Source organism: Aquabacterium sp. (assembly GCF_036279655.1).
Taxonomy (GTDB): Bacteria; Pseudomonadota; Gammaproteobacteria; order Burkholderiales; family Burkholderiaceae_C; genus Aquabacterium.
This window is the reverse complement of record NZ_DASUIT010000153.1, coordinates 1-21,745: the sequence shown is the minus strand read 5'-3', so window position 1 is coordinate 21,745 and position 21,745 is coordinate 1. Positions and strand designations below refer to the sequence as shown.

General features: G+C 64.2%; 18 protein-coding genes and 1 tRNA gene. 5 read left to right on the top strand and 14 right to left on the bottom strand.

Annotated elements, in window-relative coordinates; all coding sequences use genetic code 11:
- Positions 1-3 precede the first annotated feature (3 nt).
- Positions 4-1,242, top strand: a complete 1,239-nt coding sequence (locus VFW84_RS16240; protein ID WP_329681511.1) for a tetratricopeptide repeat protein — start codon at positions 4-6, stop codon at positions 1,240-1,242.
- 4 nt (positions 1,243-1,246) lie between these two features.
- Here the strand turns inward: VFW84_RS16240 and eda are convergent, their stop codons facing one another.
- Together eda and edd are read right to left on the bottom strand one after the other, a co-directional pair.
- On the bottom strand, positions 1,247-1,906 hold the full coding sequence (eda, locus tag VFW84_RS16235) for a bifunctional 4-hydroxy-2-oxoglutarate aldolase/2-dehydro-3-deoxy-phosphogluconate aldolase (RefSeq protein ID WP_329681510.1): 660 nt from the start codon (positions 1,904-1,906) through the stop codon (positions 1,247-1,249).
- Positions 1,903-3,792 (bottom strand): phosphogluconate dehydratase, encoded by a 1,890-nt coding sequence (edd, locus tag VFW84_RS16230; protein ID WP_329681509.1) that lies wholly within the window; start codon positions 3,790-3,792, stop codon positions 1,903-1,905. Before edd ends, eda begins: the two co-directional genes overlap by 4 nt.
- A gap of 81 nt (positions 3,793-3,873) precedes the next feature.
- On the opposite strand from edd, the gene pgl reads away from it, so the two are divergent.
- On the top strand, positions 3,874-4,629 hold the full coding sequence (pgl, locus tag VFW84_RS16225; RefSeq protein ID WP_329681508.1) for a 6-phosphogluconolactonase: 756 nt from the start codon (positions 3,874-3,876) through the stop codon (positions 4,627-4,629).
- A 9-nt stretch (positions 4,630-4,638) separates the two neighbouring features.
- Here pgl and VFW84_RS16220 read toward each other — a convergent pair whose 3' ends face one another.
- A complete protein-coding gene (locus VFW84_RS16220; protein ID WP_329681507.1) occupies positions 4,639-7,482 on the bottom strand; it encodes a hypothetical protein in 2,844 nt (947 codons plus the stop codon).
- A gap of 209 nt (positions 7,483-7,691) precedes the next feature.
- Positions 7,692-8,993, bottom strand: coding sequence for a hemolysin family protein (locus VFW84_RS16215; RefSeq protein WP_329681506.1), 1,302 nt, complete (start codon positions 8,991-8,993; stop codon positions 7,692-7,694).
- A gap of 72 nt (positions 8,994-9,065) precedes the next feature.
- On the opposite strand from VFW84_RS16215, the gene VFW84_RS16210 reads away from it, so the two are divergent.
- Complete coding sequence (locus VFW84_RS16210) at positions 9,066-9,887, top strand: symmetrical bis(5'-nucleosyl)-tetraphosphatase (protein ID WP_329681505.1); 822 nt, start codon at positions 9,066-9,068, stop codon at positions 9,885-9,887.
- A 26-nt stretch (positions 9,888-9,913) separates the two neighbouring features.
- Positions 9,914-10,003 (top strand) — tRNA-Ser (locus VFW84_RS16205).
- A gap of 148 nt (positions 10,004-10,151) precedes the next feature.
- On the opposite strand, the gene VFW84_RS16200 is transcribed toward VFW84_RS16205, so the two are convergent.
- From VFW84_RS16200 to VFW84_RS16185, 4 genes are all read right to left on the bottom strand, one after another.
- A complete protein-coding gene (locus VFW84_RS16200; RefSeq protein ID WP_329681504.1) occupies positions 10,152-11,495 on the bottom strand; it encodes a HipA domain-containing protein in 1,344 nt (447 codons plus the stop codon).
- A 10-nt stretch (positions 11,496-11,505) separates the two neighbouring features.
- Complete coding sequence (locus VFW84_RS16195) at positions 11,506-11,847, bottom strand: helix-turn-helix transcriptional regulator (RefSeq protein WP_329681503.1); 342 nt, start codon at positions 11,845-11,847, stop codon at positions 11,506-11,508.
- A gap of 210 nt (positions 11,848-12,057) precedes the next feature.
- Positions 12,058-13,413, bottom strand: a complete 1,356-nt coding sequence (locus VFW84_RS16190; RefSeq protein WP_329681502.1) for a HipA domain-containing protein — start codon at positions 13,411-13,413, stop codon at positions 12,058-12,060.
- Complete coding sequence (locus tag VFW84_RS16185) at positions 13,410-13,718, bottom strand: helix-turn-helix transcriptional regulator (RefSeq protein ID WP_329681501.1); 309 nt, start codon at positions 13,716-13,718, stop codon at positions 13,410-13,412. The genes VFW84_RS16190 and VFW84_RS16185 overlap by 4 nt, the downstream gene beginning before the upstream one ends.
- A 399-nt stretch (positions 13,719-14,117) precedes the next feature.
- Between VFW84_RS16185 and VFW84_RS16180 the strand changes: the two genes are divergently transcribed.
- Complete coding sequence (locus tag VFW84_RS16180; protein WP_329681500.1) at positions 14,118-14,963, top strand: PEP-CTERM sorting domain-containing protein; 846 nt, start codon at positions 14,118-14,120, stop codon at positions 14,961-14,963.
- A gap of 587 nt (positions 14,964-15,550) precedes the next feature.
- Here VFW84_RS16180 and VFW84_RS16175 read toward each other — a convergent pair.
- The 6 genes from VFW84_RS16175 to VFW84_RS16150 all read right to left on the bottom strand — a co-directional run.
- A complete protein-coding gene (locus tag VFW84_RS16175) occupies positions 15,551-16,561 on the bottom strand; it encodes an inorganic phosphate transporter (RefSeq protein ID WP_329681499.1) in 1,011 nt (336 codons plus the stop codon).
- Positions 16,562-16,577: 16 nt separating this feature from the next.
- A complete protein-coding gene (locus VFW84_RS16170) occupies positions 16,578-17,225 on the bottom strand; it encodes a DUF47 domain-containing protein (RefSeq protein WP_329681498.1) in 648 nt (215 codons plus the stop codon).
- Between the two features lie 87 nt (positions 17,226-17,312).
- Positions 17,313-17,678 (bottom strand): hypothetical protein, encoded by a 366-nt coding sequence (locus VFW84_RS16165; RefSeq protein ID WP_329681497.1) that lies wholly within the window; start codon positions 17,676-17,678, stop codon positions 17,313-17,315.
- 104 nt (positions 17,679-17,782) lie between these two features.
- A complete protein-coding gene (locus tag VFW84_RS16160) occupies positions 17,783-19,195 on the bottom strand; it encodes a TolC family outer membrane protein (RefSeq protein ID WP_329681496.1) in 1,413 nt (470 codons plus the stop codon).
- Between the two features lie 33 nt (positions 19,196-19,228).
- Positions 19,229-19,882 (bottom strand): protein-L-isoaspartate O-methyltransferase, encoded by a 654-nt coding sequence (locus VFW84_RS16155; RefSeq protein ID WP_329681495.1) that lies wholly within the window; start codon positions 19,880-19,882, stop codon positions 19,229-19,231.
- Positions 19,883-19,945: 63 nt separating this feature from the next.
- Positions 19,946-21,745 (bottom strand): efflux RND transporter permease subunit (locus tag VFW84_RS16150; protein ID WP_329681494.1); only part of this gene is annotated, 1,800 nt, incomplete at its 5' end.

The window sequence follows — 21,745 nt, the reverse complement described above, 5'->3', positions numbered from 1 at the left end:
ACCATGACCGCCTCTATCGAACAGATCAAGAAACAGATCCAGCAGCTCCAGGAGCTGGCCGACAGCGGCGTGCTGTCTCCCGAGTCCTGCCAGGAGGCCAGGGCGCGCCTGGAGCGGCAACTGGTGGACGCGGTCATGGCCGGTGCGCCGGTGGTGGCCGAGCCTGTTGCTGCGGTGAGCACGCCTGTGCATGACGCCAAGCCGGCATCTCCGCCGGTCTCGCGCACCTGGTTCTGGGGCATGGTGGCCTTTGTGGCCGTGGTGGGGGTGGCGGGCTATGTCTGGCTGGGGCAGCCCGATGCCTGGCATGTCGGGCCAGAGAGCGCGTCAACGATGACAGGCAGCGCGGTCAATGCGGGCCAGCCGCCCGGTGTGGCTGCCAGTGCGCCACATGCCACCGATTCGGCGCAGATCACGGCCATGACGGAGAGCCTGGCGGCCAAGCTCAAGACGAATCCCCAGAACGCCGAAGGCTGGGCGATGCTGGGGCGCTCGTATGCCGTCCTGGGGCGCTACGAGGACGCCATCGCTGCCTACAAGCAGGTGATTGCCTTGCGACCTGATGATGCTCAGGTCCACGCCGACTACGCCGACGCGCTGGCGGTGATGCAGGGGCGCAAGCTGGAGGGGGAGCCGGCCCGGCTGGTGAGCAAGGCCCTGGGCCTGGATCCCAACAATTTCAAGGCGCTGTCCCTGTCGGGCACCATCGCTTTTGACAAGAAGGACTACAAGGCAGCTGCGGACCTGTGGGAGCGCGCACTCCAGCATGCGCCCACGGACAACCCCGAGCTGGTCAAACAGATCAGCGGCGCGCGCGATGATGCGCGTCAGCGTGCCGGTCTGCCTCCCGTGGCTGCCGCGCCGACGCCCCAGGCCAGCGGGCCCGCGATGGGCCCTCTGGCGAAGGTCTCGGGCCGGGTCAGCCTGGCGAGCGCGGTTCTGGGCAAGGTGTCGCCAGAGGACACAGTCTTCATCTTCGCGCGCGCCGCTCAGGGCGGCAAGATGCCACTGGCGATCCTGCGCAAGCAGGTCAAGGACCTGCCGTTGAGCTTCACGCTCGATGACGCACTGGCCATGTCACCCCAGATGGCCTTGTCGTCCGCCACGGAGGTGGTGGTGGGGGCCCGTGTCTCCCGGTCCGGTCAGGCTATGCCCCAGCCAGGGGACTGGCAAGGTGTGTCGATGCCGGTCAAGGTGGGCGCCCAGGATGTGAAGATCGAGATCGCCGAGCAGGTTCGCTGAATCTTCATCCTGGGGTGTGGACGTGGTGCTGCGGCAAGGCCGCCGCCGCACGCGCCAGGGCCTCGATCCGATCCCAGTGGCTCTTGAGCACGTCCTCGCGCGGGGCCAGCCAGGAGCCGCCCACACAGGCCACATTGGGCAGGGCCAGATAGTGCGGCGCCGCCTCGTAGGAGATCCCGCCCGTCGGGCAGAACAGGATGTGCGGGAAGGGGCCGTAGAACGACTTGAGCAGTGCCACGCCCCCGACGGCCTCGGCCGGGAACAGCTTGAAGGAGGCAAAGCCCGCCTCCTGCCCCAGCATCAGCTCGGTGGCGGTCGAAGCACCGGGCAGCAAGGGCAGGGTGCCCGCGCCTTGGGAGGCTTCGGCCAGCGCGGGGGTCAAGCCGGGAGAGACGGCCATCTGTGCACCCGCCTCGCGCGCCGCGCGCAACTGCCCCGGTCGGGTCACGGTGCCGGCGACCACCAGGGCCTCGGGCACGTAGCGGGCAATGGCCTCGATCACCTCCAGCGCATTGGGGGTGCGCAAGGTGATCTCCAGCACCTTCAGGCCCCCGCGCACCAGGGCCTGGGCCAGCGGCACGGCCAGGCCCACATCATCGACCACCAGCACCGGGATCACCGGGCTCATGCGCATCGTCTGCACGATCATCGGGTTGTGGTTCATGCCTGGGTCTCCTGGATGTCATGAGAGGGTGTGTCCAGCCAGTCCTCGCCGAAACTGACGGCACCTTGTTCTGCGCCGCTGACGCTGTGGCGCATGGCCCCGAAAAGCTGACGCCCCAGGTCGTGATGATGCTGTCGGCGCTCAGGGCACTCGGGTACACGGCGCGCCCACTCGTCCGGGGGCACCAGGGCATCGAGGGTGCCTGCCAGCGCATCCAGCCGGATCAGGTCGCCGTTGCGCACACGGGCCAGCGGGCCACCGGCCACCACTTCCGGGGTGACATGGATGGCGGCGGGCACCTTGCCCGAGGCGCCGGACATGCGGCCATCGGTCACCAGGGCCACCTTGAAGCCCTGGTCCTGCAGGTTGGTCAAGGTGGGAGTGAGGGCGTGCAGCTCGGGCATGCCGTTGGCACGCGGGCCCTGGCCTCTGACCACGGCGACAAAATCGCGGGCCAGCTCGCCGCGTTGATAGGCGGCCAGCAGATCCTCCTGCTCATCGAACACCAGCGCGGGGGCCTGCACGGTCTGGTGCTCCGGCTTGACGGACGACACCTTGATGATGGCACGCCCCAGGTTGCCCCGCAGACAACGCAGCCCGCCGTGATTGGAAAACGGCTGGGATGCCGGGGCCACAATGCTCAGATCACCACTGCTGGGCCCCACGTCCTGCCAATGCAGCAAATGGGGGTGATCGCCCTGCGCGACCAGGGTGGGTTGGCGTGTGTAGGCGCGCAGGCCCTCGCTGCCGGCCACGGTCATCACATCGCCATGCAGCAGGCCGGCATCGAGCAACTCGCGGATCACGAAGGCCAGGCCGCCTGCGGCATGGAACTGGTTCACATCGGCCCGGCCATTGGGATAGACCCGGGCCAGGGCAGGGGTGATACGGGAGAGCTCGTCAAAGTCCCCCCAGTCGATGAGGATGCCGGCCGCGCGGGCCATGGCCACCAGATGCAGGGTGTGGTTGGTCGATCCGCCCGTGGCCAGCAGGCCGACGATGCCGTTGACGATGGCGCGTTCGTCCACCAGGTGACCGATGGGGGTGTATTCCTGGCCCTGGGCGGTCAGTTGCAACACGCGGTGGGCCGCCTGGCGGGTCAGGGCTTCACGCAGGGGGGTGCCCGGCGGAATGAAGGCGGCCCCCGGCAGGTGCAGGCCCATCACTTCCATCAGCATCTGGTTGCTGTTGGCGGTGCCATAGAAGGTGCAGGTGCCGGGCGCATGGTAGGCCTGCTCCTCGGCCGCCAGCAGGGCATCCTGGCCGATCTGGCCCGCAGCAAAGCGCTGGCGCACATGGGCCTTGTCGTCGTTGGACAGTCCGGTGGGCATGGGCCCGGCCGGCACGAAGATGGTGGGCAGGTGGCCAAAGCTCAACGCACCGATCAGCAGGCCAGGCACGATCTTGTCGCACACACCCAGGCAGAGCACCGCGTCGAACATCTGGTGCGACAGCGCGATGGCCGTGCTCATGGCGATGACATCGCGTGAGAACAGCGACAGCTCCATGCCGGGCTGGCCTTGCGTCACGCCATCGCACATGGCGGGAACCCCGCCGGCAAACTGCGCCGTGCCGCCGGCTTCGCGGGCCGCCTGCTTGATCCAGGCGGGGAACTCGGCCAGCGGCTGGTGGGCCGACAGCATGTCGTTGTAGCTGGAGACGATGCCGATGTTGGGCGAGCGCTGGGCCCGCAGCCAGATTTTGTCCTGAGCGGGTGAGGCGGCGTAGCCGTGGGCCAGGTTGGTGCAGCCCAGCGTGGCGCGCTGTACGGCCTGGGCATGGTGGCGCCCCAGGCGGTCCACACGGGCCAGGTAGCGCTGGCGCGTGTCAGCACTGCGGGCGCGGATGCGCTGCGTGATGTCGATCAGACGGGGATGCAGGCTCACGTGTTCTCACCTTGTGGGTTGTCCTGGACAGGATAACGCCAGCTTGCGGGGAAGACCAGTTCCCGGGCCTAAACTGAGGCCATGAACACCCAGACTGTGAGTTCCCCGAGCGGCCCCGTGGTGCACCTGTCACACGATGTCGACAGCCAGGCCCGGGATGTGGCCGACATGGTGGCCGAGGGCCTGCGCACGGCCCTGGCCGAGCGGCCCCGGGCCACCCTGGTGGTGTCGGGGGGCAAGACCCCGGTGGGCATGTGGCAGATCCTGCGGCGCTGCCCGCTGGACTGGTCTCGTGTGGATGTCACCCTGGCCGATGAGCGCTGGGTGCCTCCCGATGATCCGGCCAGCAATGAAGGCCTCGTGCGCCAGCATTTGCTGCAAGATGAGGCGGCCCAGGCCCGCTGGGTGCCGCTCTACATGCCGGCGGAGCAGAGCGGTGGCACGGTGGATGCCGCGCCCACCCTGCTGGAGCCGCGTCTGGCGTCTTTGCTCCAGTGGCCGGCCGACGTGGTCCTGCTGGGCATGGGCGCCGATGGGCACACGGCCTCGTGGTTCCCCGGTGATCCGCTGCCCGACGATGGGCGCCTCTGCTTTGCGGTGCCGGCGCCCCGGGCCCCCAATGTGCCGGTGCCTCGTCTCAGCCTCAGCCCGGCGGCGCTGCTCTCTGCCCGGTGCCTGATCGTGCAGTTGCAGGGGCGGGACAAGGAAGCCGTGTTGATGCAGGCCCTGAAGCCGCCGCAAAACACCGATGGGCAGTCCCTCGACGAGAGACTGCCCATCCGTCGGGCCTTGTGGGCCCCGGGTGTCACCTGCCACGTGTTCTACGCGGCAGGTTGATCACCTCATTCAACTGCTCTGCGCAATGCGGCGACCCGATCCCGGCGGGGTGCAGGTGTAGGTCACTTCCTGGCCGGGCACGCTGGCCAGGCCACGCAGGGCGCTGTCGCTGCGCACGCTGCCATCGGCCGCCACGAAGTTGCTGCCGTCAAAGACGTAGCCACGACGCACGCCGGCTTCGGCCACTTGCGCGATCAGGTCGCATTCGGTCACATTGCCACCCAGCACCTTGGACACGAAGGGTGCACGGGCACGCTGGATCAGCAGATCAATGCGCGGGTTGGCGGCGGCCGCGTTGGTCGAGCTCAAAGTGACCTGCTGGCCCACGATGGGCGCCAGATCACTGTCTGCCGCGTGCATGAAGTCCGACACATCGCGACGGGTGGCGTCCGGATCAATGATGGGGAAGCCCGAGTTCAGCGTCGGCTGGAAGACACGCACCGTGAAGAAGTGTGCCAGCGTGTCGGCGGTGCCGTCATGCACAAACCCGAAGCCGCGCACCTGGTCGCCCATGTGGGGCGTGGCCGGGGCCGTGGCGAAGGGGATGGCGGGCGAGCCGAAGCGACCGACCTTCTGGTACATGTTGCGCAGGTGCGGGACCTTGACGATCTGCGAGATGCCCTCGAAGCTCTGACCCAGGTTGGTGCCATACAGCCCGCGTGCCGGATCGATCGTGTGGCAGCCGTTGCAGTTGTTGTTCGGCGTGATCGATTGGCCGTTCACGATGATCTTGAAGCCGTCGGACGGACGGGTGCCAAAGTAGAAGTCCGAGCCGCGCTTCTGTGCCGGCGTCAGCGAGTTGTCAAGGTTGCGGATGGGGTTGGGTGGCAGGTGCACATCCAGCTGGAAGTTCGAGAACACCTGCATGTCTGCTTCGCTCATGGGCTCAGGATTGCCCAGCAGGCCCGCGAACGCCGGAGAGAAGTTCTTGAACGACAGATTGCTGTCCGTGGCGCTCGTGCCGAATGCCCCGACCGAGCGGTCGCCGCGCCAGTGCATGGCACCCGAGTTGACCATGCCCTTCAGGGTCTGGGTCGTCATCGGGCCCTTCATCGGGTGGAAGTCCTTGGGGTCGTCACTGCCGTTGATCTTGGTGTTGACGCCAAAGATGGTCTTGGCGATCGGGAACTGGATCGGGTCCGTGAACTTGCTGGCCATCGGGCTCTTGGTCACGCTGCCATCCGGATCGCCCAGATCCCAGGCCAGATCGTCGGTGTCACCGAAGATGTGGCAGGCGGCGCAGGAGGCTTCACCATTGGCCGACGAACGCTGGGCGTCGTACAGCATGGGGCGCCCGGCCACGATGTGAGCCGGTTCGGGATTGGGCAGGATGGCCTTGGCCACTTCGGTGCGTGAGGCCAGGTTGATCACCTTGACCGCGTTGTCGAAGCGTGTCATGACATACATGCGGCCACGGGCCTCGTCGAGCACCAGACCGCTGGGGCCACCGCCCGTCACGTTGATGTAGCGCGAGCTGGCCGTGCGGGGGTTGAAAGTGTCGGCCTCAAGCTCGGCCGTGTCGAACACGCCGATGCGGCTGGATCCGTAGGCCGTCACGTACAGGGTGCGCCCATCACGGGTCACGGCCATGTCCAGCGGCGTGGCCAGGCTGTGGGCCTTGGCGGTGGAGTCAAAGCCCGGGTCGTTGGCCAGTTTGGTGTAGTCGATGTGCTTGTTGAGGTGGCGGGGTGAGACGGTCGAGTTGGCAATCACCGTCACACGGGCCTGGGCGATCTTGCCCTGAACGGTCGATCCGCCGTACTTGCCCGAGCCCTCGAAGCGCGTCATGTTGTTGGATTCGGTGTTGGAGACGTACAGGGCGCCGGACACCGGGTTGACCGCCATGTTGAAGAGCACCGTGCCCACATTCGGGAAGGCGACCTTCTCGGTCAAGGTGTTGGCATCGACCGCGAACACGTCCTTGTCCGGCAGGTTGAACAGCACGGCGTTGTTCCAATTGCGGCCGACGATGTCTTCCCAGCGCTTCTTGTCGCGGTTGTACTTGACGATCAGACCGGTCTTGGGGGCAGGCATGCCGTCGGCATTGGTCTTGGGTCCCAGACGTCCGCCAGGCATCAGCTTGGACTTCACGAAGCAGGGCGTGTTCAGATAGAAGTGGTTGCAGACCAGTTCCTCGTTGATGGACGAGGTCTGGTTGCCGGACTTGAAGGCCGCCACATACAGCGTGTTGCGATCCGGGCTGACCGCCAGCGCGCGGGGCGTGTCGGCAAAGAAGCTCATGATGCGCTGAGGCAGGCCACCGACGGCCGTGCCCAGATTGCTGGGGTTGAACACCCAGACGTCGGCGCGCCCGATGCTGGCGGTGGTCAGGCCTGGATCCCCTGCGCCAGGCACATTGGCCAGCGAAGGGTGCGTGCGATGCTGACCACGGTGGGCCGTGGTGATGAAGGCCTTGGCGGGCGAGCCGGCAAAGACCACGTCGCGCGGCTCATCGCCCACCAGCAGGGTGCGGGTGACGCGGGGCACGCCGTCCAGGCTCACGACGCTGACGCTGTCGGAGAGGTGATTGACCACCCAGACCTCGTTGTCCGTGCGTGCGGCCACGGCCACGGGCTCCAGGCCCACGGGCACGCGAGCCTGCAGCTCCAGCCCGGTGCTGGTGACCCGGAAGATGTCCAGCGTGTTGTTGGGGGTGTTGACTGCGAAGATCCGTGTGCCGTCTGGCGACGATGCCAGAGGGCGCACATGACCGCTTTCGAACGCCATGAAGGATGGCGAGGCGGCGTGGGCGCCCGTGCCGAGGCACAGGGAGAGGGCGGACAGTTGGGCGGCTTTGCGCAGGGTGTGCAAGGCCGACCAGCCGAGCGTGCGGCTGTGCGATGTGGTTCTCATGTCAGTGTGCTCCTAGGCCCAGGATTCATCTGCACATGACCACGATCGCTTGCCAGCTCAAGTGGGGCACTGCGACGGACCATCGCAACGACATTGATTGCACAGACTTGATGTTGTGCATTCAATGTATTGATGGCTATCAATAAATGCCATGCGTAAACCCCCTAGGTGCTCAGGGGCGTGGCCCCCATGCCTGAGGGGCGGGTAAGTCAGGAGTGACGCTCGGCGCCTGGGTCGTAGGAGGCCAGCACCTTGTCGATGCGCTTGCCGTCCATGTCGACGACCTCAAAGCGCCAGCCATCCCACTCGACGTGGTCGGTGGTCTGGGGCAGGCGACCCAGCAGCATCATGACCAGACCGGCCAGGGTGTTGTAGCGGCCACGGTCTTCGTCAGGCAGGGCCTTGAGCTCCAGCCGGTCCTTGAGTTCAGGCACGGGGATCAGGCCATCGATCAGCCAGGATCCGTCTTCACGCTGGACCGCCCAGGCGTCTTCGGGCTCGGAGGTGGTGAACTCACCCGTGATGGCTTCCAGCACATCGCGCAGGGTGATCACGCCCTGCACTTCGCCGTACTCGTCCACCACGAACACCATCTGCGAGCTCGAGGCACGGAAGTGCTCCAGCAGCTCCATGCCCGACAGCGTCTCGGGCACGAACACGGCGTACTGCAGCCCATCGCTCAGATCGGCCGTCTGCGTCGTGGCGAACTGCTGCAGCAGTTGCTGGGCCGTGGCCACGCCCACCACGTCATCGAGCCCTCCGCGACACACCGGGTAGCGCGAGTGACCATGCTCCTTGATGACGGCCAGGTTCTCTTCGAGCGGGGCGTCCTGATCGAGCCAGGCGATGTCGCTGCGCGGGATCATCATCGAGCCGATCTGACGGTCATCGAGGCGGAACACATTGCGCACCATCTGGTGCTCATGCGCCTCGATCACGCCGGCGTCCAGGCCTTCTTCCAGACTGGCCGCGATCTCTTCTTCGGTCACGCTGCGGTTGCCGTTGTCCTTGATGCCCAGCAGCTTGAGCGTGGCGTTGGTGCAAAAGGACAGCAGGCTCACGAAGGGGCGGGTCAGACGCGACAGCCAGGCCATGGGACGGGCCACCACGCGGGCCACGGCCTCGGGCGACATCTGCCCCACGCGCTTGGGTACCAGCTCACCAAAGATGATGGTGGCGAAGGTGATGATCACCACGACCAGAGCGGTGGCCGTGATGGCCGCGACCTTGTCCGTGAGTGGAAACTGTTGCACCAGCCACTGCGCCAGCGGGGCAGAGAAAGCCGCTTCACCGACGATGCCGTTGAGCACCCCGATGGAGGTGATGCCGATCTGCACGGTGGACAGGTACTGCGTGGGGTTGTCGTGCAGGTCCATGGCCACTCGGGCACCATCGTCGCCGGCCTCGGACATCACCTGCAGGCGGGCTTTTCGGCTGGCGGCCAGGGCCATCTCGGACATGGCAAAGAGGCCGTTGATCAGAATCAGAAAGATCAGTAGAGCAAGATCCATGGCTGGCGCCGGGCTCGGCCGGGCCATCTGTCGCAACGCCGCAAGGGTATCAGAATCCTTCACAATGCCCGGATGATCTATCTGATGGGTGACTTGCAGGGCTGTGGCGATCCGCTGGCGCGCCTGCTCGATGAGGTGGGGTTTTCGCCGTCGCGCGATACCGTGTATGTGCTGGGTGACCTGGTCAACCGGGGGCCCGATTCCCTGGGGGTGCTGCGGCGCCTGCGGGCCCTGGAGGGCGCAGCCGTGTGCCTGCTGGGCAACCACGATCTGCACCTGCTGGCGGTGGCCCACGGGGTGCGACGCGCCCACCGCAGCGACACGCTGGACTCCATCTTGAACGCCGATGACCGCGACGACTGGCTGGACTGGCTGCGTCGACAGCACCTGGCGGTGCAGGCCCACGGCTGGCTGATGGTGCACGCGGGCGTGCTGCCCCAATGGGATGCCGCTCAGACCCTGTCCCTGGCCCGTGAGGTCGAGGCCATGTTGCAAGGGCCTGATCTGGCGGAGTTCCTACCTCAGATGTACGGCAACGAGCCTGCGCGCTGGGACGAAGGCTTGCAGGGCGCCGACCGCTGGCGCTGCGTGATCAACTGCCTGACCCGGCTGCGCTTTTGCGCAGCGGACGGCACCATGGAGTTCGCCACGAAGGAAGGGGCGGGTGGTGCCCCCGAGGGCTTCCTGCCCTGGTTCGAGGTGCCGGGGCGCCGCACGGCGGGCACGCCCGTGGCGTTCGGGCATTGGTCGACATTGGGGCTGATCAACCGCGACGATCTGCTGGCGCTGGACACCGGTTGTGTTTGGGGCGGGCACCTGACGGCCGTGCGCTTGAGCGACACCGGGCGCGATGTGATCCAGATTCCCTGCCCGCAGGCCCAGAAACCCGGTTGAGCCTGATCTACAATGGCGGGCTCCAAGGGTGTGTGGCCGAGCGGTTTAAGGCACCGGTCTTGAAAACCGGCGAGGGTTTGCGCCCTCCGTGAGTTCGAATCTCACCGCACCCGCCAATCCAAGTTGGCGTCAGGCAAGGGCCTGAGTGTGACGTTAGCCATAAAGTGGCCGAAAAGGCACTTTGTGGCTTTTTCGTCGATAGGCCACTTTTTGCTTTCACGCTGAGGTGTGCAAGCCCGAATCGACGTGCTCGCTGACGATCGCTCAGGGAAGCATTTTCTGCAGCGCCGGCGTAGAGACATCATCCATGTGCCGGAACGCAGGCGCAATCTTTTCGATTTCGGCTGCAGGGACGCCGAAGCTCTCGAAATACACGCGCCACTCGCGGACGATGCGCCAGACATCTGCAATCAACTCGCAGGCTTTGGCGCGCGACAGCGTGAACATCTCGTGTGCTTCCAACGCATTGTCGAGTGTGGCCAAGCGGCCTTGAGGTCCGACGTTCAGATGCAGGTACCTCTCTGTCGCCAGGCTTGCTCTGGGCAGCACGTCATAGAGCGGGCTCAACCGCCAGCCGCCCAGTCGTGGTTCGTAGACGAAGCCGTGGTTGCGCAGATGGTCGTCATCGTTGGTGACCAGGATGTTGTAGACCATGCGCTTGAAGAGCTCTGCGTTGTCTGCTCGGATGGCGGTGGGGTGGCAGTATCTGCGTATGGCTTGTGCGAGGTCGGTGTACGCCTTTGTTCGTGATTCGGTTTCATCGCATCCGACAAGGGTGAGGCCACTGACGAAGCCGAGCCGGTGTTCTGCCTTGCCTTGACCCGGTTGCGTTGCAAGCAGGTTGACGGCTGCATCGAGTGTCGCACCTGGCTCAGCCCAGTACCTGTCGAAACGGCGGATGAGCATGACCCTCCGTTCACCCATCGTGCGCACCTCCACCGGCGGCACGTTTAGTCCTGCTGCAGCGGCCAAACGCAGTGCCGCGTATTCGATGGATGGGATGTCAAAGCCGTCTTTCCGGCTTGAGAACTTCGCCAGCCACAGCACGCCATGCTCGTCACGTACCGATGCCTTTGGCCGTGCGCCACCTAGAGCCGTGCCGTCAAGGAATATGGCTTCAAGATGAGTCGGTATGGGTAGACCTTCCTCGATGCGCTCGGCGGCATCCATGAGGTATTCAAGCGAGTGGGTAGTACTTTGACCCGGCGTCGGTCCGTCTTGGATTGTCGGTCGAATGTCCAGTGCGCCAACCCTGTCACTGCCTGCGTGGAGCAGGTATTGCGATTCAGGAAGAGAGTTGGCAGGAACTTTGAGCTTGGCCTCGATAACGCGTCGGCCCCATGCATCAGGCGCTGCGTCACGGATGCCACCGAACAGGGGGAGGCCATTGGCCGGTAGCAGCCGTTTGCCCAAGACTTGGGCTCTGTCCTGAAGGCTCAGACTCACTGGGTCCACTTCCAGCGCATCCGGGCGGCGGGCGTAGTTCAGCCCGTAGGCGAAGTTGGACGCGAGCACGCCGGGGCCTTCTTCGGTCATCTGGAGCTGACCACACGGCGCCCAGTCCTGCCCAAGGTGAGCGAAGACCATCAGCGTGGTTTCTTTTGTCATGCCTGACCCCTCAGAAGTCCAGCGCTTTGAGCTCTGCTGATGTCAGGTCGCGTACACGCTGGGTTTGCTCTCGTGACGCGAGCGTGCGCAAGGCGGGGTCCTTTTCCAAGAGCAAGTCAAGCAGTGTGCTGCCCGGGGCAATGGCCTCCAAGTAACGGAGGACCTGGCCGATGGCCAAGCCGGGGTCGCCTTTTTCAAGACGGTAGGCTGTGTTGCGGGACAGGCCAGCGCGCAAGGCGGCGTCGGTTTGCTTGACCTTGCGAGCAACGCGCAGGCGAGCGAGCAGCGCCCCTAAGCGAGCGCATTCATCCAGTTGCTTGGCGGAGAGCGTGGCGGATTGACTGACTTTCATGCTCGTTAAATCGCTTATTCAGTCGTTAAGGATTGATTTAACGAACATCTTATATGAGATTCGTCCGTTGAGGTGCAAGCTCGTTAAATCGAGCTTAGTTTCTTTTGTGCTCGATTTAACGAGTATTTTGCTTGGCGTGCCGGCATCCTTGCCATGGCTTCACAACAAGCGGCGCGGGCGTTCACGTTATCGGTAGCGGCACAACAAATGTCAAAGCCAGGTGGGCTTGATGCTTTGCACTTGAGCGGCTGCCATGCGGTGTCTGTCGCACGCGCTCCTGACATGCTGGGTGATCGCTTCGATCGTGTCTTGACTGACGCCGCCCTGGTGGGCTGCCTGACTGGCAGCCGTGAGTGCCTCGGTCACCTTGTCGATCAAACCCGTCATCTGCTTGGCCATGGCTGCAGGCCGCAAGCCTGCTTCTTGACCCAACTGCGCCCAGTCGAACGGCGTGATCTCGCCAACAGTGAAGGCATTGCCCACCGCCATGGCCAGTGTGCTCGACAACTGCGCATCCTGGAGTGCAGGCATGCACACCATGTCGTAGGCCGGGGCCAGGCTCAAGCCTGAGGGCTGGACGAAGAACGACAGGTTCTTGCCGTGTGCATCCGTATTGCCGATCAGGACCTGAAAGATGGCCCAGCGCAACAGGGCCAGGCGATCCACAGCGGGCTGCAGGCTGTGCTGGTTGATGGCCTGAAAGAGCGCGCGCAGGCTGGCACCGTCGCGGATGTTGCGCACATCAGGCCCATCGCCATAGGGGCGTTCGTACTTCATCCCGACGGACAGGCCCAGCAACTGGCAACCATCGATCAGGTGCAGGCGCTCGACGCCCGTGGGCGTGACCCTGCGGTCAAATCGTTTCACGAACAGCACGGGCTCAGGCACATGCTCCAGCCACGTGTCCGCCACCGGTAACTTCGCCGCGCGGGCCAGTTGCATGCACATGAACTCGTTGCCTGGCAATGAGGCGAGGGCAGGGCGTGTGGGCACAGGCTTGACGATCACGGTGGAGGCCTTGGGGCCGCCATTCACCAGGAACAGCCTGCCGCCTTGCTCGTAGACCGCAATCTTGTCCTGGTAGCCCGCGATCGACAGCCGCACCTGTTGATCCCAGACCGAGAAGGGCCGTTGCGCGCGCTCGCGAATGCGTTGCGAAAGCTCTTCGCGGGTGACCTCGCGCAACTGCTCTGGCTCTTCGGTGAGTGGCGCCACATCATCGCCAGCCGTCAGGCGTATGGCGCCTGCAGTCTCTCGCCCCAACGCATGGATGAGGCCCAGCAGGTTTGACTTGGACACACCATGCGCCTGCGCAGCGTGGTCGAGCGCGTCGCCTTCGGGCAGGAGGTTCTCGAAGAACTGGCGCACGATGGCGCTGTGCTGGTCTGGTGACGGATCGTCTGGTGCCTTGAGCGGCAGCTGCGGGCCCAAGGCGAATGCGCCACGGGCCTTGCGCCAAGCATCTGCATAGGCAAATGCAAATCGGTTGGTGGTGGGGTGGTGGTGGAGGTGGCCAGCCACCTGATTCCCAATCCAGACAGTGAGCGCGTGGCCGGGCTCGCTCATGTGTCGTCCTTGGATGACGGCGCTTGGCTCAGCAAGGCCTGGCGTGCCGCTTCCCGCTGGGTGGGCTGCACCGCAAAGACCCCGACGCCCAATTCACGCGCCACGCGCAGGGCGTTGGCCAGGCCCACCGAGCCTGTGGCCTTCTCCAGGTCACTGAGCGTTTGTTTGGACACGCCCATCATCGCTGCGGCATCGACCAGGGTCATGCCTGCTGCCGTGCGAGCAGCCCGGATCGCTTGACCAAAGGATTGAGGGTCCAAGGTCAAGGGATCAGTGGGGGGAGGCGATGGGACAACGCGCTTCATAAAGTCTATTATGACAGGATTTATGAATGTTGACGAGTTATTTTTCACATAAAGTATGTAAAAACATGATTAAATAATCGATTCAATCAGAAGCTTATTAAAAGGATGCTTTACTGGGAAATTACGTTGGCAATAGAAGGCGAGGCGCCGCTTGAGCGTCACGCCAGAGCTCGGCGTTTTGACGGAAACGCATGCCGAGGCGCTTGCAGGCATCCGCGACTGGCGGCTATAGCAACAAGGATGTCGACGCGGCTATCTCCCCCCAGGACACCTCTCGCGAAGTCCTCGTGCCAAACTAAAGGCAACACAGCCCTCAATTTGCAGGCACCCAAATGAGTGGCTATGTGAAAGGTGCGCTTTGCTATAGTTCAAGCATCAACAAGACGTTTGAGTCAACGTATGCACAAGAAATTTCTTTTGGGAGTGGCCTCATTGGTCTGGGCAATTGCTCAGCCCGTTCAGGCAGCAGCGGTTTATGGAAGTGTGCAGAGCATTGAATTTGCTGTCACCTCCTTAAGTAGCGATCCTGCATTTCAGCCGTATTTCAATGTGACGGGTGGATATTCTTATGCTGCCGCAGGTGTTTCCGGCAATCAGGTAACGTCATCATCCCCCTTACCCACCACAGCAGACGGGTGGTTTACTCCGGTTCACGCGGAATCTGCGTCCGATCGAGGGTTTGCGGTTTCCGAGGTCGTGGGCAATTCGATGCGCGGTTATGGGCAGGTGAACGGTATCGATCAACAGACGGGCGGCAACGCCGAGGCACCTTACTTTGATGGGATAGCCAGCATCGTTGTATCGCCGCATTCGCAACTGGCCATCTCTGCAGATTTGTATGCCAGCGGCGCCATCGCAAACACTTGTGCACCAACAGGCAGCAGGACAGCGAACCAATGCGAATATGCAGATGTGTTTGCATCCTTGTCGCTGTATTCGACAGATTTTCAATTCTTTGACGGCAAGGTGGCTCATGTCCTGCTTCATGCGACGGGTATTGGCGCCGCTGTCCTGACTGATACCCAGTCGTTGAAAGGTGCCACTGTGACGTTCAGCAATACTTCGGACCTGGAGCAATCGCTGCTGTTTTACGCGAACACACAGTACTTCACCTACAGCCTAACCAACAACGGCCCCGTGTTTTCTGTTCCTGAACCGTCTTCGTCACTGCTGATGACCATTGGTCTCGTAGGTCTCTGCATGATGATGCGGTTCAAAGGTGAACAGTCAATCGACCGTGCCTGACGCTTGAATTGATTTGTCGTGAGGCGACAGTTGGCCGTTGCTTTGTTTGCGCGTTCGCGTTCTTGGATCGGCCAGTGCGGCACGCTAATGTAGCCAGGTGTTCTACGCATCGAAGTCTGTGACGAAGGTTGCCGCCAACTTGGCTTGTCCCACTAGCAGGAAGTTCAGTCCGTCAATGATTGCTTTTGGCTTCGACTCTGGTGGCGCGAAAGGCGACTCCGGGTCGGGAGCCGATTGTGGCGCGCCGCTGCCGAAAGGCCGCAACAGCTGCCAAGCTGGCCTCGACCTCGGATCGAATGCCAGCAAGGAATCCAGGACCAACCGCTTGACCTCCACTAGTGCGCGGTCCTGCAGACTCAGACTGTCAGGGGACACGTCCCTTCGTGCCTCGGGGTGGCAGCCATTATTCAAGCCGTAGGCAACGTTGGATGTGAGCGCAGGCCATCCGCGTGGCGTGAGCGCCTTGAGCGCAGCGGCCGTCAGGTCGCGCATGGTGGCGTGTCGGTTTGCATGGCCTGACGAACAACGCGCAGACAGGCCAGCCACCTCCCTGCGCATTACAACCACCGGCTGAAGCGGCCACCCCCTCAGAACAGCGTCATGCTGATCCAGTAAGCCACCGCCGCCACGAAGGCCGATGCGGGAATGGTGAGGATCCAGGCCCACACGATGTTGCCCGCCACACCCCAGCGCACGGCGCTGGCGCGCTGCACCGAACCCACGCCGACGATGGCGCCGGTGATGGTGTGCGTGGTCGACACCGGCACGCCCAGGGCCGTGGCGATGAACAGGGTCAGCGCACCGCCTGTTTCAGCGCAGAAGCCTCCGACGGGCTTGAGCTTGGTGATCTTCTGGCCCATGGTCTTGACGATGCGCCAGCCACCGAACATGGTGCCCAGGCCGATCGCGGCATAGCAGCTGATGATGGTCCAGGTGGGCGGAGACTTGTCACCCGTGGCCGCGTAGCCCGTTGAGATCAGCAGCATCCAGATGATGCCGATGGTCTTTTGCGCGTCGTTGCCGCCATGGCCCAGGCTGTAGGCACCGGCCGAGACCAGTTGCAGCCGGCGGAACCAGCGGTCGACGCGCGAGGGCGTGGTGCGCCGGCAGATCCAGGCCACCAGCACCATCATCAGCGAGCCAAAGACAAAGCCCAGCAGCGGTGACACGAAGATGAAAGTCACCGTGCGCAGGATGCCAGTGGCCACCAGGGCACTGGCCCCGGCCTTGGCGATCACCGCGCCCACAATGCCGCCGATCAGGGCGTGCGAGGAGCTGCTGGGGATGCCATAGAGCCAGGTGATGACGTTCCAGGTGATGGCGCCCGTCAAGGCGCCGAACACCACGTGCACGTCCACCACCCCCGGCTGAGCAATGCCCTTGCCCACCGTGGCCGCCACACTCAAGTGGAAGACAAAGATCGCCACAAAGTTGAAGAAGGCCGCGAACACCACGGCCTGGGCCGGGCGCAGCACCCCGGTGGAGACCACCGTGGCAATGGAGTTGGCCGCATCATGGAAGCCGTTCATGAAGTCGAACAGCAGCGCGAGCACGACCAGGAAGACGATGACCCAAAGGGCCACCTGCATGGTTGCCATGGTCAGACCTTCCGGATCAGGAGTTCTCGAGGATCACGCCCTCGATGAGCTTGGCCACGTCTTCGCACTTGTCGGTGACGGTTTCCAGCAATTCGTAGATGGCCTTGAGCTTGATGACTTCGCGCACATCGGGCTCTTCGCGGAACAGCTTGCTCATGGCCGCGCGCAGCACGCGGTCGGCATCGGACTCCAGGCGGTCGATTTCTTCACAGGTCTTGAGTGCCGCGGCTGCCGTGGGGGCTTTGCCGATGTCGTGCAGCAGGGCCACGGCGGCCTTGAGGCGTTCGCAGCACTTCACGCACAGATCGGTCAGGCGGACGATCTCGTCCGTCATGCGACGCACGTCGTAAAGGGCCATGGTTTCAGCGGCGTCCTGCAGCAGGTCGGCCACGTCGTCCATGGTGTTGATCAGCGTGTGGATCTGCTCACGGTCGATCGGCGTGATGAAGGTCATGTGGAGAAGCCGATTGACTTCCCGGTTCACGCCGTCCGCCGCGCTTTCGGCGGCGTCCACGGCCTGGTTGTGTTTCTCGCGCAGGAGAGGATCGTTGTAGTTCTTGACCAGCTCGGCAAAGGCGTGAACGGCCTCGACGATGTGGTTGGCGTGCTGGTTGAACAGCTCAAAAAAATTGCCCTCGCGGGGCAGCAGTTTTCCGAAGATCATGGATTCTTCTCGCGCGTCATCAAGGTGACATGTGCTTGGGGTAGTCAGGGATTTTACCCGGGCTGAGGCAAGGGGTCACCTGCTTTCTCAAGATGCGGGCCGCGCGGAGCTGCCTTGCAGCCAGGGCATCAGGCCAAAGCCGATCTGGGCGAGCAGGCCCAGCGCGGTCGGCAGGTCGCGGAAGGCGTTGACGTGCTCCTGCACGGACAAGCCGAACAGCAGCACGGACAGGCTCAGTTCGGCCAGCATCACCCAGCCAAAGGCCAGGGCGCCCATGAGCAGCCGGGTGGTCGGGTCTGCGGGCACGGCGTGCCGACGGATGACCCAGCGGCAGATGAACCAGGATGCGGCCAGGATGATGGGCAGCTCGATCAGGGTGGCCACCAGTTCGCCCACGCGGGGGGCCAGCATCAGCACCCGGGGAATGCCCAGAGCGAAACCCAGGGCGAACACGGCCAGAAAGTAGATGCCGCTGGCTTTGAGAGTGGTGGTGATGATGGGCTCCAGAAAATGACAACGGACCCCGCAGGGTCCGTTGATTGTCGGGCATCAGCCGATCACTGGGGTGACAGCAGCTTGTTGAGGTTGTCGAGATCCTCGGGCTTGAGCGAGCCACTGGCCTGACGCAGCTTCATGGTGGCCACGATCACGTCGTAGCGTGCCTTGTACAGGTCTTTCTGGGTGCTGCTCAGGGCCGTCTGGGCGTCCAGCACGTCCTTGTTCACGCGCACGCCCACGCGGTAGCCCAGTTGGGTGGCTTCCAGGGCGAGCTTGGCCGAGGCTTCCGCCGCTTCCAGGGCCTTGACCTGGGCCATGCCCGATTGCACGCCAAAGAAGGCCTGGCGGGTGGCCAGGGTCACCGAGCGCTTGGCATTGTCCAGATCACGCTCGCTCTTGTCCTGCAGAGACAGCGTTTCCTTGATCTTGTTTTGCGTGGCAAAGCCTGTGAAGATGGGCACATTCACCTCGACCCCCAGGGAGGCCGTGGTGCCGCTGGTGGCCGTGACCGTGACGGGACCACTGCCTTCCACCTCATTCCTGCTGAGCGAGGCCACCAGATCGGCCGTCGGCAGGTGCTCGGCGCGGGCCTTCTTGGTTTCCAGCTTGGCGAACTCCAGACCGACTTCGGCCTTGCGGATGGCCGGGGAGGATGGCGTCAGGGTGACCCAGTCTTCGGCGTTGCTGGGCACCAGGGCAGGCAAGGCCACGGGGGTCATCAGAGGGCGGGGTTTGACATCCTGCTGACCAACCAGTTGGTCCAGCGCAATGCTCTTGACCTTGACATCGTTCTCGGCAGCGATTTCCTGGGCGGTGGCCAGGTCATGGCGGGCCTGGGCTTCACGCGTGTCGGTGATGGTGGCGTTGCCCACCTCGAAGTTGCGCTTGGCCGAGGCCAGTTGCTCGGCCAGGGCTTTCTTGTTGGCCTGGGCGGTGACCAGCACGTCCTTGGCGGCCAGCACGTCGAAGTAGGCCTGGCTCAGGCGCACGATGAGATCGTCCTCGGCGGCCTTCATGTCAGCTTCGGCGGCAACCAGGGATTGATCTGCCTGCTCGATGGAAGCGCTGATGCTGCGGTTGTACAGCGACTGGCGACCCTGCAGTGCGAGCTGTTTGCTGGTGATGGAGTAGTTGGTCGATGACAGCCCGGCCTGCGAGGCGGCGGCACGTGCAGCATCGTTGTCGGACGAGTCAAAGTGCTGACGTGTCAGGGTGCCCTTGAGGTTGACCAGGGGCATGCGCTGGGCATAGGCCTGAGCCGCCTTGTACTGGGCCGAGTCGGCCTGGGACTTGGCCGACAGGTAGGCCGCGTCATAGCTCTTGGCCGCCTGATAGAGATCGACCAGGCTCTGCGCCTGGACACCGGCCGACAGGCCGCTCAAGGCCAGGGCCACGGCCAGCGAGAGCCGGGCGGGGGCGCTCAAGGGAGAGCCGGAGCGGCGGGCAGTGCGAATTTCGCGGGTCGACGACATGGATCGGTCCTTCTCGGTGCGGCTGAATGTGGATCAGAGGATGAACGGGCGAGGGCTGGCCATGCCGTCCAGAGGGGCGGCCAGGGTGTCGAACAGGGCCGTCTGGGTCACCTGTCCCTGGTCCGACTTGATGAACAGGGTGGCCTGCATGACCGGCTCACGCCCCACGATGGCCAGCAAGCGACCGCCGGGCTTGAGCTGATCCAGCAGGATCTGCGGAACGGCGGTGACGGAGCCCGTCAGCAAGATGGCGTTGTAGGGGGCCTGGGCCGAGTAGCCCTGGGCGCCATCGCCCTCCACCACTTCGGCGTTGTTGATGCCGGCCTTGCGCAGGTTGTGGCGGGCCAGGGCGACCAGCTCCGGCTTGTTCTCGATGGCAATGACGCGTTTGGCCTTGTGGGCGATCAGGGCTGTGACATAGCCAGAGCCTGCGCCGACCTGCAGCACGTTGTCGTACTTGCTCAGGTCCAGATCCTGCACCAGGCGGGCTTCGACCTTGGGGTTGAGCATGCACTGACCGGCTGGCAGGGGGATCTCGATGTCCATGAAGGCCAGGGCACGGTGGGCCTCGGGCACGAAGTCTTCGCGGCGCACGGCCGACAGCAGGTCCAGCACGGACGTGTCCAGCACGTCCCAGGGACGGATCTGCTGTTCGATCATGTTGAATCGGGCTTGTTCGACGTTCATGCAAAAAATCCTAGAGTCTGTCTGCGATCGGGCTGGTGCTGGAATGGACACCAAACCGCCATTTTAAGAACTGCCGCGCGTCGGCGCGTCGGAAATTGTGGGGCAAGCGCCTTCCTGTCGGTGCCATTGGCGCTTGATCCAGGTCGATAAACGGTCGGTGTAGCCGTAAATCACTGGGACAACCACCAGGGTCAGTACCGAGGAGGCCAGCACCCCGCCGATCACGGCCTGACCCATGGGCCCCCGTTGTTCGGCACCTTCGCTGACCCCGAAGGCCAGGGGCACCATGCCGAAAATCATCGCCAGGGTGGTCATCAGGATGGGGCGCAAGCGCACGCGGGCGGCCAGCAGCAGGGCTTCGCGGCGCGGCAGGGGCTCATGCACCCCATGTTCGCCCTCCAGCCCGGTGCGGGCCCGGTTGGCAAAATCGACCAGCAAGATGGCGTTCTTGGTGACCAGGCCCATCAGCATGATGACGCCGATCACCGAGAACATGCTCATCGACGAGCCGAACACCAGCAGCGCCACCACGACCCCGATGAGGGTCAGGGGCAGGGAGCTCATCAGCGCCAGCGGCTGCAGGAAGCTGCGGAACTGCGAGGCCAGGATCATGTAGATGAAGACGATGGCCAGGCCCAGCGCCGACAGGGCATAGCCAAAGGATTCCTTCATGTCCTTGGTCGATCCGCCGAAGCGGCTGCGGTAGCCCGGTGGCCAGGGCGTGTCGGCCAGGATGCGGCTGATGTCGGCCGAGACCTCGCCCACGGTGCGCCCGGTGACGTTGGCGGTGAACTCGATCTCGCGGTTGAGATCGCGCCGGTTGATCTGCGAGGGGCCCACGCCGTCACTCAGGCTGGCCACCTGGGACAGGCGCACGCTGCGGGTGCTGCCGTCGACGTTCTGGCCGATGGTCAGGGGCGTGCTGGCGATGTCCTGGCCGTGTTGGCGCGATGCCGGTGCCACGGACACCCGGATGTCGTAGTTCTGGTCGTCGTCGGCGCGCCAACTGCCCGCCACCCGCCCGCTCACCAGCACATCGAGCGAGCGGCTGATCGAGGCCACGCTCAGACCGCGGTCGGCAGCGGCTTCCCGGTCGATGGTGACGTCGATGGTGGGCTTGTCGGGCTTGAGGCTGGTGTCGATGTCGACCAGGCCGGGCACCTGGCGCAGGCGTTCGAGCAAAGTGTCGCTCAAACGCGACAGTGTGCGCAGATCACTGCCCTGGATGGAGAGCTGGATGGGTTTCTGGTTGCCCATGGCGTCCAGCATGCCCACATGGGTGACCGTGATGCCGGCCACGCGGTTGAGCACCTGGCGCAGGGGCACGGACATCTGGTCGACCGAGCGCTGGCGCAGGTGCCGGTCCTTGAGCTTGATGTAGACCGAGACCTGGTTGCGCCCCAGGGCGATGCCGGTGTTGATGGTGCTCAGCGTTGTGCTGACCTCGGGCATGGCGCGCACGATGCGGTCCACCTCGCGGGCGCGTGCCTCGGTGGTCTCGATGGCCGTGCCCGGGGGCGTGTAGAAGGTGACGAAGGTCTCGGAGTAGTCGGCCTTGGGCACGAACTCGGTGCCCAGCAGCGGGGTGAGCATCAGGCTGAGCACCAGGGTGCTGCCGGCGCCCAGCAAGGTCTTGCCCGGGTGGTCCAGCGCCCAGCCCAGCATCTGCTGGTAGAGCCCGGCCAGGGATTCCGTCAAGCGGTCGAACCAGGCCGTGACCCGGCCGATGCTGCGCTCGTACCAGGTGCGGGGCGCGCCGTCCGGGCGGGCCTCCAGTGCCGGGTCATGCCAGATGCTCGACAGCATGGGGTCGAGCGTGAAGCTCACGAACATCGAGATCAGCACCGCCACCACGATGGTCAG